The organism is Clostridium sp. CTA-17 (genome assembly GCF_054767895.1).
In genome coordinates, this window is sequence record NZ_BAAABF010000004.1 from 145,451 (window position 1) to 159,786 (window position 14,336).

Annotated in this window: 11 protein-coding genes; 2 read left to right on the forward strand and 9 right to left on the reverse strand. The window is 27.4% G+C overall.

Annotated features, from left to right (window positions below; all coding sequences use genetic code 11):
- Positions 1-65: 65 nt before the first annotated feature.
- From ACYUCG_RS08810 to ACYUCG_RS08850, 9 genes are all read right to left on the reverse strand, one after another.
- On the reverse strand, positions 66-3,200 hold the full coding sequence (locus ACYUCG_RS08810; RefSeq protein WP_460268458.1) for an alpha-mannosidase: 3,135 nt from the start codon (positions 3,198-3,200) through the stop codon (positions 66-68).
- Between the two features lie 317 nt (positions 3,201-3,517).
- Positions 3,518-4,474, reverse strand: a complete 957-nt coding sequence (locus ACYUCG_RS08815; protein WP_060794711.1) for a carbohydrate ABC transporter permease — start codon at positions 4,472-4,474, stop codon at positions 3,518-3,520.
- Positions 4,475-4,491: 17 nt separating this feature from the next.
- Positions 4,492-5,460: an ABC transporter permease gene (locus ACYUCG_RS08820; protein WP_003454996.1), complete on the reverse strand. Its 969-nt coding sequence runs from the start codon at positions 5,458-5,460 to the stop codon at positions 4,492-4,494.
- A 230-nt stretch (positions 5,461-5,690) separates the two neighbouring features.
- Entirely contained in the window at positions 5,691-6,167 is a 477-nt protein-coding gene (gene moaC, locus ACYUCG_RS08825) for a cyclic pyranopterin monophosphate synthase MoaC (protein WP_460268459.1), read from the reverse strand.
- A gap of 36 nt (positions 6,168-6,203) precedes the next feature.
- Positions 6,204-6,860 carry a molybdate ABC transporter permease subunit gene (gene modB, locus ACYUCG_RS08830; protein WP_315647170.1) on the reverse strand — a complete coding sequence of 219 codons (657 nt, stop codon included), beginning with the start codon at positions 6,858-6,860 and terminating at the stop codon, positions 6,204-6,206.
- A 3-nt stretch (positions 6,861-6,863) separates the two neighbouring features.
- The gene (gene modA / locus ACYUCG_RS08835) at positions 6,864-7,634 is read right to left on the reverse strand and encodes a molybdate ABC transporter substrate-binding protein (RefSeq protein WP_060794708.1); all 771 of its coding nucleotides are present in this window, start codon (positions 7,632-7,634) and stop codon (positions 6,864-6,866) included.
- Entirely contained in the window at positions 7,619-8,110 is a 492-nt protein-coding gene (locus tag ACYUCG_RS08840; protein WP_060794707.1) for a MogA/MoaB family molybdenum cofactor biosynthesis protein, read from the reverse strand. Before ACYUCG_RS08840 ends, modA begins: the two co-directional genes overlap by 16 nt.
- A gap of 290 nt (positions 8,111-8,400) precedes the next feature.
- Positions 8,401-9,924 (reverse strand): response regulator transcription factor, encoded by a 1,524-nt coding sequence (locus ACYUCG_RS08845; protein ID WP_283704762.1) that lies wholly within the window; start codon positions 9,922-9,924, stop codon positions 8,401-8,403.
- A gap of 4 nt (positions 9,925-9,928) precedes the next feature.
- Positions 9,929-11,665: a sensor histidine kinase gene (locus ACYUCG_RS08850; RefSeq protein WP_139933947.1), complete on the reverse strand. Its 1,737-nt coding sequence runs from the start codon at positions 11,663-11,665 to the stop codon at positions 9,929-9,931.
- A 221-nt stretch (positions 11,666-11,886) separates the two neighbouring features.
- Here ACYUCG_RS08850 and ACYUCG_RS08855 point away from each other — a divergent pair, with 221 nt between their 5' ends.
- Together ACYUCG_RS08855 and ACYUCG_RS08860 are read left to right on the forward strand one after the other, a co-directional pair.
- Positions 11,887-12,564, forward strand: a complete 678-nt coding sequence (locus ACYUCG_RS08855) for a DUF624 domain-containing protein (RefSeq protein ID WP_283704763.1) — start codon at positions 11,887-11,889, stop codon at positions 12,562-12,564.
- Between the two features lie 266 nt (positions 12,565-12,830).
- Positions 12,831-14,168 carry a lipid II:glycine glycyltransferase FemX gene (locus ACYUCG_RS08860; RefSeq protein ID WP_003471016.1) on the forward strand — a complete coding sequence of 446 codons (1,338 nt, stop codon included), beginning with the start codon at positions 12,831-12,833 and terminating at the stop codon, positions 14,166-14,168.
- Positions 14,169-14,336 lie beyond the last annotated feature (168 nt).

Sequence of the window (14,336 nt, forward strand, 5' to 3'; positions counted from 1 at the left end):
ATAAGCATAGAAAGAGGCTATATCAAAAATGAACTAACTTCATTTTGATATAGCCTCTTTTTTTATTATTTTAATTTAACCTTAAATGTTTTTATTTCAAATGGATTTATAGTAAACTCTATTTTTTCTCCTTCAGATTTAGCTTCTTCTAAGTTTCTTTCCATTAAGTTGCATTCAAAGGCTTCTTCTATTTCCCTTGAGAATTCTAAAGTAGCCTTGGTTCTACTATTAAAGAATTCATACATTCTAATTATTAAATGATCTGTATCTTCAGCTTTTTTAATAACCTCAATCATTATATTATCTTTATTCACTTTTACTAAGCCTAAAGTATCCTCTAATATCCCCTCATGTTTTTCACAAACCTTTGTATATAAAGGTTGATTTAATTCATAAGCTTTTTGAACTGTATGAGCCTCTTTCCATGTACCCATATGAGGATAAATAGAATAAGTAAAGAAATGCTCCTCTTGATCTGTTTCAGTCCATGGATGTGTTCCTGATTTTAATAAGGTTAATCGCATATCACCATCTTGTATATCATGACCATACTTACAGTTATTTAATAAGGATACTCCAAAATCTCCCTCTGAAAGATCAGCCCACTTTTGGCCACAAACTTCAAATCTAGCTTCATCCCATGATGTATTACTATGAGTTGGTCTCTTAACATTACCATATTGAATTTCATAAGTAGCTTCTGTAGCATTTAAATCTATTGGGAATGAAGTCTTTAATAATACTTCATGTTCTTTCCAATCAACATATGAATTAAAATCTATTCTATCTAAATCTCTATAAATATAAATATTTTGAACTATAGTAGACTCTAAGAATTTTCTTTCAATTCTTAATGTGCTTCTTACTGGGCCTTCTTCCACCACTTCAATACTTTGAACATCATCAACATTCCACATTTTTTCTTTATAATATATATCTATATCCCAGTTGCTATATTCCATAGGCTTATCTTCAAAAGCCTGAATTCTATTTCCTAAAGTTCCTTCTTTTAATACTTCTCTTTCTGCTCTCTTATCAAATAATGAAACTATATTTCCTTCTTCATTAAATTTAATTCTTAAGAAGTCATTTTCAGCTTCTTTTTCACTTAGAGATACATTCTCTACTTCTTTATTGGTAGATTCTATTATTTTAAAGCTTTTATATCCATTTGCAGGTATTCCTTTAGCAAAGAAAATTGCTTTTTTACCATCATCTATTCTTTGGCAAATAATTTCTTCCTCTCCATCTAATACAGCTGGATTTTCTATATCTTCTGGAATATCAAAAGTAGCTATATCATCTCTTTCAAATCCTAGAGAGTTAAATACAACAACACTTCTTTCCTTTAAGTTTATTTCTGATGTTATATTATCTAAAGCTGAACCTACAAAGTTATTTCCTTTTTCAATTAAATCCTTATACTCTTCCTTAGTTACATCATAAACCTCTTTAATTGATGAACCTGGTAAAATATCATGGAATTGATTTAAAAGTATTGTTTCCCAAGCAGCATTTAAATCAGCTAAAGGATAGTTTTTGCCTAACAACATAGCCATTGAGTTAAATTTCTCTGCTGAAGTATATAGATTTTCACATACTCTATTATCTCTCTTATTTCTTCCCATTGAAGTATAAGTTCCTCTATGATACTCAAGATATAATTCTCCAACCCACTTTGGAAGTTTATTATTATCTTTTACAGTTTCCTCTAATTTCTTAAAGTAATCCTTAGCCTTACCTATTTTAACCTTAGGTGCTCCTGGGATTCCCTTAGAAAGTCTCTTTCCATTTTCAAGCATTTCATAAGTAGCACCACCGCCACCATCTCCAAATCCAAAGGCAACTAAAACATCATTATTTATATTTTTTTGTTGATATCTATTCCATGCTCCCATTATTGAACCTGGATGAATATTTCCACAGTATGTTGTCATAGTTTCCTTAAATGGATCTTGATCTGGGTAAGTTGTAGTTATAAAATGAGTTAATATTTCTGTTCCATCTATTCCTTTCCACATAAAAGTGTCATAAGGCATTTTATTAATTTGGTTCCATGAAATCTTAGTTGTCATAAAATAATTAACATCTGCCTTCTTTAATATTTGAGGAAGTGCTGCTGAATATCCAAAAACATCTGGAAGCCAAAGTATTTCATTATCCACATTAAATTCTTCTTTAAAGAATCTTTTTCCATGTAATATTTGTCTTATTAAGGATTCTCCTGAAGTTACATTACAATCAGCCTCAAGCCACATTGCTCCTTCTGGTTCCCAAACCCCTTCTCTTACTTTTTCTTTAACTTTATCATAAACCTTTGGATGATCTTCTTTTAAGAATTTATAAAGTTGAGGTTGAGAAGACATGAATATATATTCTGGATATTCCTCCATAAGCTTTAATACCGTTGAGAAACTTCTTGCAACCTTTTCTCTTGTTTGAGCTACAGTCCAAAGCCAAGCCACATCTATATGAGTATGACCAACACAAGTAGCTACCATATCTTCATGTCCACACATTTTATCATAGAAATTTTCTTCTATATATTTATTAGCAACTTTTAGGCTTTCATTATACTCTTTAGTAAATGGTCTTCTTAAATCAATTAAGTTTATTGTGTCATTTAACACATTTAACATATCTATTCTTCTCTTATCTTCCTCATGTAATTTAGTTGCTACTATGTGAGGAACACTTAAATTAAAGTATAATTTTCTAGCTTCTTCGTCTATTGTTACTAGCTTACCATGTAAAGTTGATTTTTTGCCCTCAATTCTTCCTATATGTGCATGTAAGTCTATATCATAAACTTCTCCTGCCACAGCATTGTGAGTTAGTATTGTCTCCTGATGATTTACATCTAATCCTTGAATATGTTCTCCATTTACATAAAGGATAAACTGTGGATTTGTAGTATTATCCCAATCTCCTAAGAAAGTGTGGAAGCTTAAAGCAATAGTTTGTCCTGCAAATTCATCAGGAACCTTAACAGAAGTTTTAAACCATCCATGACTTTCCTCTCCCCAAAGATCTCCTGTTTTAAAATCTATCCATCCTTCTTCAGGTGCATTTTTTATTTCATCTATATTATCATATTTTCCTGCTATAAATTTATAATTATCTATGTTTAAAGTATTAGAATAAACATATCTTCCTATTTCTTCATAAGTTTTTCTTATTCTTTCTGATATAAATCTCATACTAATTTTCTCCTTATCCTTATTTTCTACAAACCTCAAACTTTAATAAAAAGGTTGTATCAAAACTTAAAATAATAAAACTTATAAATAGTATGAAGAGAATATTTGGATAAGCTTTAGAATTTAAGCCATTACGTAGAAGAGTTTACGTTAAAAAGTTGAGACTGTCCGAAGCGAAGCAAGTTTCGAAACTTTAGTAAATTCTTCGGAGTAATGACTATAAATTCTTAGCGAAATCCAATAATTCTCGAAATATATTTATAAGTTTTATTTTAAGTTGCTATTGATACAACCCTTTAAAATATCATTCTATTTAATTACTCTTTAACTGCTCCAATTGTTAATCCATTTACAAAGTATCTTTGGAAGAATGGATAAGCAAATATTATTGGTAAAGTTGAAATAACAACTATAGCCATCTTAGCAGTATCTTTTGGCATGTTCTTAGTAGCCTCTATAGCATTTGCACCAAGTGATGTTGCATTATTTGCTAAGAACTCCATTGAGTTTTCAAGTCTTATTAATAAGTACTGTAATGGTATTAAGTTTGGTTCATCAATATATAACATAGCATTGAACCAATCATTCCAGTATCCTAAAGTTAAGAATAATCCTATTGTAGCTATACCAGGAAGAGATATTGGTAATACTATTCTTAAGAATAATCTCCACTCTGATGCTCCATCTATCTTAGCTGATTCTATGATAGCGTCTGGTACTGATGTCTTAAAGAATGTTCTTAAAATAATTATGTGGAATGAACTTACACACATTGGAAGTATAAGTGCCCATATTGTATTCTTTAAGTTTAAGAATCTTGTAACTACTAAGTATGAAGCAACCATACCACCTGAGAATAACATTGGTACAAAGATTACTTTAGTAAAGAATTTTCTATAAGCAAAGCTCTTTCTTGATAAAGCATATCCATACATTGACATTATAGCTAGTCCAATTAAAGTACCTAAAATTGTAACTATAATTGTAACTCCATATGATGTTAAAATTTGACTACCTGATGAGAATATATATTTATAAGCTTCAAGGCTCCACTCTTCTGGTATAAATCTATATCCATTTAATTGTAATGATTGCTCATTTGTTAATGATATAGCTATAACAAATACGAATGGCATTATTGCTAAGAAAGCTAATATTGCGAATAAAACATTTAATAAAAAGTTACTCTTTTTTGAGACAGCATTAAACTTGCTTACTTCTTCTTTTGGTTCAGCTTTTTTCTGAAGTCTTTTTTGTTTAATAGTTTCTAACACACATTACACCACCTTTTTTAGAAGAATGCGTTTTCTTCATCTACTTTTCTTACTATAGCGTTAGAAGTTACTATAAGTATTAATCCTACAAATGATTGATATAAACTTGCTGCAGAACTCATACCAATATCTCCTAAGTTCATAAGACCTCTATATACATAAGTATCGATTACATTTGTTACTGGATATAAAGCACCTGAATCTTTTGGTAATTGATAGAATAGACCTAAATCTCCTCTGAACATACCACCAATTGAAGTTATGAACATTATGATCATTACAGGTTTTAATAATGGAACTGTTATATATTTTATTTGTTGGAACTTACTTGCTCCATCTATCATTGCTGCTTCATAGTAACTCTTATCTATACCACATATAGAAGCTAAATAAACAACTGTTCCGTATCCAACTGCTTTCCATTGACTCATGAAAATTATGATAAATGGCCAATATTTTGGCTCTGTATACCATGAAATTCCTTTTCCACCCATAGATTGTAAAATACCATTAACATATCCTTTTTCTGGGCTTAAGAATGCATATAAACAATAACTTACAACAACCCATGATAAGAAATAAGGTAAGAACATACTACTTTGATAGAACTTAGCTAACTTTTTATTTAATAATTCATTTAATAAAATTGCTAATGTTACTGGAAGTACTATTCCTAAAATTATAAATACAATATTATATAAAACTGTATTTTTAGTTATTAGCCAAGCATCACTACTTTGGAATAGGAATTTGAAGTTATCAAACCCAACCCATTTACTATTCATTAAACTTTCAAAGAAGCCTCCATGGATTCTCCATCTTTTAAATGCTACAATTACTCCAAACATTGGCAAGTAAGCAAATACTAAAAACCATATTGCCCCTGGTATAGTAAGTAGTAATAATTCTTTATTGTTTTTAAAACGTTTCATTCTATCTTTCATTGTAAGCTTCTCTTTTGGAAGCTTTTTAGCTTTACTCTTCACACTTCTTCCCCCTTTTGTTGTAAACGTTTCTTACAATTAAAATATTATCATTATATGAGTTTTGGGAAAAGTTGAAAATATTTAGTTTTACTGTATAAATTTCAATTACAAATATTAAAAAAGTTCAATAACAATAGAAAGTCCATAAAATATATAATTTATATGCCTCATTTTTATAATAAAAAAAGAGTTAGACCATAAAATCTAACTCACTTTTTCATATTAATAATTTAAAAATTAAACTCTCCACTTTTTCCACCTAGTTTTTTTACTAAATGTATATCTCCTATAACCATTCTTTTATCTACAGCTTTGCACATATCATAAATAGTAAGGGCTGCAATAGATACTCCTGTAAGAGCCTCCATTTCAACTCCTGTTTTATGAACTACCTTTGAAGTAGCTGTTATCCTTATTTCATTTTTTTCAGAATCAATTTCAAAATCAATACTAGATCCTGTAATCATAACAGGATGACACATAGGTATTAAATTACTAGTATTTTTCATCGCCATTATACCTGCAACTCTAGCAACCCCTAAAACATCTCCCTTTCCTATTTGACCTAATTTTATTAATTCTATAGTTTCACTTGATGCCTTTACAGTTCCTGTTGCAATAGCTATTCTTTCAGTTTCATTTTTATTGCTTACATCTACCATAACTGCATTTCCTTTATTATCGAAATGAGTAAGTTTATTATCCATATATGTTACTCTCCTCTTCTCTAAATTTTAAAAATCCTATTTTATTCTCTTAATTATTTTATTATAAGAAAAAGTTAAAATCACTGATATTAAAACTATAAGTATTAATATCTTATTTGCTAAACCTGAATCACCATTCTCAATAGCATAATACATAGCCATAGGTATTGTTTGAGTTTTACCTTGAATATTCCCAGCAACTAGAATAGTAGCTCCAAATTCTCCAAAAACTCTAGCTATACTAAGTACAATGCCTGTATATAATCCTTTTTTAGAAAGAGGTAAACTTATAAGTCTATAAAGTTTAAAGTTTATTGCTCCCATTTCCCTAGCAGCATTTTTTACATCTTCATTAACACTAAGTAATGATGTCTTTAAACTCTGATACATAATAGGTATTGAAACAACTATCCCTACTATAACAGCACCTATCCAAGTAAATATAATACTCATGTCAAAGTTATTATATAGAAATTCACCTATTACTCCCTTCTTGCCTAATATTAAAAGAATTAAATATCCTACAGCAGAAGGAGGTAAAAACATAGGGAATATTATTATTGTTTCAATTATATATTTAAACTTAAAATCTTTTTCCACCATAAAATAGCCAAGTAATATTCCTAAAATACAGCTTAAAAATACTGATACTAATACAACTTTTAAGGATATTAATAAGGCTTCCCATATCATTTTTTAGTTCACCTCAAAACCATACTCACTAAATATCTTTTTACTTTCTTTACCTTTTAAGTACTCAATAAGCTTCTTTGCTTCTTTATTATTTTTACTATTTTTTAATAAACATAGTTCATATTCTATAGGTTTATGATAATCATTAGGTACCTCATAAACTATTTTGCTATTTTTTAAATCTAACGCATCTGTCTTATATACAAATCCTAAATTAGCTTCCCCATTTTCAACATATGTCTTAACATTTGTTACACTTCTAGCAAAAACTAATTTATCTTCAATCTCTTTATAAACCCCTACTTTTTCTAGGCTTTCTTTAGCATATTGTCCTGCTGGAACTGTTGAGATTTCACCAATTGCAATTTTACCCTCTACATTTTTTAAGTCTTCTAAAGAATTTATAGGTTTATTATAATCATTGTTTTCAATTAAAACTAATTGGTTATTTAAAATCTTATAAGATTCATCCTTATTTACAAGGCCTTCATCTATAAGCTCTTTAGCATATTTAGTATTTGCTGAGAAAAATAAATCTACATCAGCCCCATCACTAATTTGTTTTTTTAAGGTTCCTGATCCACCTACATTATATTGAATTTTTACTCCATTTTCCTTTTCAAAATTAGAAGCAATTTTTTCCATAGGTTTTTGAAGACTTGCAGCAATGCTAACTGTTAAAGTTTTCTCTTCCTTATTATTAGTACATCCTACAAATAATAATGATAACATTCCTATTGCCATTATTATAGATAGGCTTATTTTCTTGCGCATTCTCTAGCATCTCCCTTCAAAATATCTATTCCATGTTTTAAATCATCTAAAATATAGTCCATAACTTCTCTACAAGCTTTTGGACTTCCAGGCATATTAACAATAAGAGTATCTTTTCTTATACCAGCAGTAGCTCTAGAAAGCATGGCTCTTTTAGTTATTGTCATACTATAACTTCTTATAGCTTCTGGTATTCCTAAGGCTTCCTTTTCTATAACATCCTTAGTTGCCTCTGGAGTAACATCTCTTTTACTAAATCCAGTACCACCAGTTGTAAGTATAAGGTCAACGCCTAAGTTATCAGCCATATTAATCATCTCATCTCTAAGCATTTCTCTTTCATCTGGTAATACTATATATTTTTCTACCTTAAATCCTTTTCCCTTAGCAATATCAGCTATTACTAATCCACTTTCATCCTTTCTTTCTCCTGAATATCCTTTATCACTACTAGTTATTATTCCTAATTTATACATACTCTAAAACACCTACCTTTTAATTTTAATAAAAAAGTCTATTTTAACTATTATTAATATAATAACTTTCTTCAATTGTTTAAATTTTATCATTCCAAAACTTTGGAAAATGTGATTTTTATCACACAATATATAAAACTTAAGAAGAGTTATAATTAAATATTATATTACTTTTAATTATTATTTGCTTAATTCTTATTTTAAATATTATTTTTTTAACAAAGTTTTATAAAAAAAGCTGTACTCAAATTTTATCTTTGAATACAGCTTAATATTCCATAGCTTTATAATTAGTAATTTTTTATATTTCTTAAGGTTGATGGACAAACTCCATAGTACTTCTTAAATTTTCTATAGAAATAACTAGTATCTAGATATCCTACTTTTTTAGCTATATCATTTATCTTCATATTTGTATTTAATATAAGCTCCTTAGCTTTCATATTTTTGGTTTTATTTAAATACTCAGAAAATGAACATCCCACTTCTTTTGTAAATACTTGACCTAAATAAGATGTATTTATATGATATTTTTGAGCTAAAGTCTTAAGACTTACCTCTTCATAATAGTTTTCATTTACATAACTTATAATTTGTTGAATTACAGGGCTATATTTTATAGTTGTTGGGTGCATAAGTTCTATAACTTCCCTAATCTCACTACATAATAAAGTTTTAATATCTTCCCTTGTATCTTCACTACAAAGAGCAACTATTTCCTCTCCTAAACTATTTCCTGTGTATTGTTTTTCAACTTTAAATTCTTCAACTATACCATCCAATAAAAATAGTATTTTTACAGATAAATCATATATATTTCTTGGATTTAAATTTTTATCCTCAACCGTTTCCTCAATAATTTTTTCTGCTCCTTCTATATCTTTAGCAATTATTCTCTTATTTAATTTATCTAAAACTCCACTAAAGTTTATATTCTTCTCATTTATATCCTTAACATCTTCTGTTGTTATACACTTATTATATCCTAAAGTAAGAACATATTTTTTTAAGTTATTTGCTTCCTTATAACTTGAACTAATTTTATAAGGATCATCAACAGGCTCTCCAACACTTAAAAATACGTCTATTCCATACTCATTTATTATTTGTTCTTTTAATTTATCATAATATTTTTTAATCTCTTTTTTACTTACGACTTCATCCCAAGAGTTTATTAAAATAAGTTCCTCATCTAAAGTGTATATTATTTCAAATTTATTTTGAGTATTTTCCTTAATTACATTAACTATGTTATGTAACATTTCCTCACTATCATATCTACTTCTAGTATTTATGATACATAGAGAATATCTTTCTGAATTTAAATTCATATAAAAACTATCTTCATTTTCCTCTATTTCGCCTTGAGCTAATTTACCCTTAATAAGTTTAATAAGTAGATTATGTTTTCCTAAACTTGATTTATTTTCTTCTTTTTCTTGTTTTATTTTATTTATTGTATTTTTCAAAGTTTTTTCTAATTCTTCTTCATCTATAGGCTTCAATATATAATTTTCAACACCTAATTCTATTGCTTTCTTAGCATAAGAAAAATCATCATATCCACTTAATATTATAAACTTAACATCAGAATTAATTTTCTTTAATTCCTTTAATAACTCTAATCCAGTAACCTGTGGCATGTTAATATCAGTTACCACTATATCAACTGGATTTTCATTAAATTTATCTATGGCTTCTTGTCCATTACTTGCCTTATTTACAATTTCCAACCCCAGTTCTTCCCATTCAATTATATTCTCAAGTCCTTGTAAAATTAAATTCTCATCATCAGCTAGCATAACCTTGTACATATTACTACTCCACCTCTCTAAGCGGGAATCTTAAAATCATATTAGTTCCCTTATTCTCTTCACTAGTAACAGTTAACCCATAAGGTTCCCCATATTTAATTTTAATCCTTTCATGAACATTTAGCATCCCTATTGATTTACCAGAATGATCGCATTCCCTAATTCTTCTATTTATATCATCCAATTTGTCCTTAGGAATTCCCCTACCATTGTCTATTACTTCCACAACTATATCTTCTAAATGTTTATAGATATATATTTTTAATTCATTATCATCTCTTTCTAACCTTATACCATGAACAAAATAGTTCTCAATTAAAGGTTGAAGAGTGAATTTAACGATTCCTTTATCATATAAATCCTCTTCACATTCTATTTTAAACTTAAACTTCTCATCATATCTAAATTTAAATAGTTCCAAATATTTATTACAGTATTTTATTTCCTGATCTATTGAAACTATAAGATTTCCTTTTACTTGACTTCTAAATAAAAATGCTAAACTATAAAGCATTTTTCCTACTTCTTTATCTCCATTGCATATAGCCTTCATCCTTATTGACTCTAAGGTATTATAAAGAAAATGTGGATTAATTTGATTCTGAAGTGCTACAATCTCAGCTTCTCTTTGTCGTAATTCTGCTAGATAACTTTTCCTTATATGATCATTTAACTTCTCACACATTTTATTAAAATTATCTGCAATGAATGTTATTTCATCTCTATCATTACTTAAAGGAATATGCACATCTATATCCCCTTTTTCAACCTTTTCCATGGCTAAAACAAGGGAATCCATTCTCTTGCTCAAATTTTTAAATTTTATATAAAGAACACACTCTGCAATTATAAATAAGAATAAACTAACTAAGAATGCTGAAACCTTAAAAAGAAGAGGTACTTTTGTAGCATTACTTACTTTTATTCTAACTACAGATATTAATCCATTATTATCTGGTAACATATCTACATAATAATCATCTTCTAAGGAAACCTCATGTCTACCTATTTTAAGCTTATCAAAATAAGGAAAATACTCATATTCATATTTATTTTCTGAATCATATAAAATCATTCCTTCTTTATTTAATATAAGAACCTCTGAATTTGTATCCTTATATTTTTTTATAACATCACTAATTACGCCTACATCATAAGTAGTCATAAGCATTCCTTCTGGCTTTAAAGAAGCCGCATCTCTTATTTCATTGCTTATACTAACCTCATTTTTATTATAGATTGCATATTCAATTTCTTCTTTATCTAATAGTTCATTTGAATTAAAAGGATAGGTCTTTATTTCTCCTTTTCTATTAAAAACTGATATTTCATTTCTAGAATAACTTATAAAAGATATATTTTTTAAAAAATTATTCAATTGAAATGAACTTTTAACAAAACTTTCTATACCATTATAATAAAGTTTATCACTTGCACTATAATAATCTAATTTTCCTTTTATGTAATCAACTAAATCTGAATTTAAATACTTTATAACATCATTTAATCTAAACTCATCTTCATAAAGCATATTCATTATTCTTCTTGATGTGCTGCTATTATACTCTAGTGTTTCATTTACATCTTGCAGTATTTTATCATTTATATAAAGAGTATTTCTCTTAATCTCTTCAGAGGTTTTACTTAAAAAATAAATACATAAAATACCAACTACGGATAATATAACTATTGTATATGTTATAAATAATCTTTTATAAAGATTTGACTTACTAAACTTCATTTAATTCCCCTCTTCACCCACATTACCTTAGTCAATTTTTATTAAATCATATTCTACCCTATCTGAAAAGCTTATCAAATTATGATATTTTATTGTTTTTATGCATTTTTTATGGTTTCATTTAAATTTAATGCATATTTAAATTGTTTTTACCTTCTAATTATCTTAAACTATAATTACAAATTAGTTAAACCATTACATTATTTTATGGAGTGATAAAAATGAGTGAATTTTTTAATCTTGAAAAACTACTTAATTTTTTTAATTATATCTTTTGGTTTTTTATGCTTAATATATTTTTTTCTATATTAAATATACCTGTAATCTTGTTCTTCTTGTTTGTAGGACTTAGTAATATAACAACATATTTACCTTTATTTTTAGTTTCTCTAATTCCTTTTGGAGCAAGTTTTACAGCACTACTTTACTGTATGAGAAAATTAGTAAAATACAAAGATTTAGATTTATTTAGCGACTTTATTAAGGGTTTAAAATATAATTGGAAACAATCTACCTTAATATGGTGTGGAGAATTATTTTTAATATTCCTTTTAAGTTTTAACTTAAGAATATTTTCAACTGTTTACTACAGTTTACCTCTTACTTGTGTGTTTATAGTATTAATGGTATTAACACTATTAACTACAACATATATTTTTGTATTAATCTCAAGATTTTCTATGGGTTCAATGGATATTTTAAGAGCTAGTGTAATTTTAACATTTACTAAACCAGTAGTTTCTATTGGAAATATAGTTATATTTTTATTTTCACTTATGCTATTTGAAATTAGTCCTGGAACAACAGTAATTTTTATGGCAAGCATAGTATCTTATTTAATAATGTTTTTAAATAAAAATCTTTTAGAAAGTTTAGAAACCAAGAGTTCACAAGCTTAAAAAAGATGTTATATCAAAATAACTTTTAATAAAACTTGCAAATAGTATTAAGAAATCTCTAGTAATTTCCTGATACATTTGTAAGTTTTATTATTAGCTTTTGATATGGCATCTTTATTTTTTACAAAGCTTACATAAAGCCCTAATATTCCTGTATAATAGCAATGTTACACTTGAACAGAAAATTATTTCATATTACAATATACTTATTATGTCTTAATGTATATATATGTTTAGAACTGATGAAGTTTAAGGAGGAAACTAAATTGTATAAATTTGTAGAAATAAATTCATCAGAAATTGATAAATTTAATGAATCTGATAGAAAGGGTCACATATTCCAAACATCTTATTGGGCTGAATTAAAAAAAGATTGGAAGAAGAAATTTATAGCAGGATATGATAATGATAATAATATGGTTATCACAGCTACTATACTTTTAAGAAAAGCACCATACATAAATAAATATATGGGATATATTCCAAGAAGTTTTACATGTGACTACAACAATAAAAAATTACTAATAGAATTTACTGAATATCTAAGAGAGTTTGCTAAAAAGAATAATATAAGCTTTATAACAATAGATCCAGATATCCATTTAAAAGAAAATGAAGAGGCTCTTTCAGAAGGTACTGAAATAAAGAACTTCCTTAAGAGTTTAGGTTACAAAAACACAGATAGTAAAAACTTTGAAGCTATACAACCAAACTTTGTATTTAGACTTCCACTTCCAACTGAAGGGAATAAAATGGATATTAAGAAGGCTGTATTTAAAAAATTCTCTAGTAAAACTAGATATAATATAAAAGTTGCTGAGGAAAGAGGATTATCAGTTGAAGTTTATGATAAAGAAACTTTAAATGAAGATGTATTAGACAGATTCCATGAAATCATGGTTACAACTGGTAAGAGAGATAACTTCTTAGTAAGACATAGAGAATATTTTAAGGACATGATAGATTACTTATATCCACATTGTAGATTATACATGGTTAAGTATAGCTACGAAAATGACTTCAACAGATTATCAGAAAAATTAAACAAGCAAGAAGAAGCTAAAACTAAGGCTATTAACAAAATAGAAGAACTTAAAGTAAAGCTTGATGCTGAAACTGATGAAGATAAGAAATCAAGAATTGAAAAGAAATTAAATGACCAAGATAAGAGACTTAAAGAAGCTGAAAGACAAATAGAAGGATTTAAAAAGAAAATATCTGATATAGAACCTTTCAAAGGTCAAGAAATATATCTTTCAGGATCAATATACTTATACTACGGAAACAAAGCATGGTATCTTTACGGAGCTTCAGAAAATATATTAAGAGATACAATGCCTAACTTTGCTATGCAATGGTCAATGATTTGTGACTCTATTGATCTAGGTTGTGATGTATATGACTTTAGAGGTGTTTCTGGAGACTTAAATCCTGAAAATCCACTATATGGACTTTATAAATTCAAAAAAGGATTTAACGGAAACTTCGTAGAATTTATAGGAGAGTTTGATATTGTTGTTGATAATGGAATATACACACTTTATAAAAAAGCTTTCCCACAATTCAAAAAAATAAGAAATGCTATAATGAATAAGAAACAATAAAAAAGAATGCTTATGCATTCTTTTTTTATTTAAAAACTTTATATAAAAAATTTCTCTAAAAAAGCTTCTATACATACTTAAAATTAAATAATTTTTATTTCCTAATTTCATTCTTTTCCCTAGTATAACCCTACCTTTTAATCAATATTTTAACTATTTATAACAAAT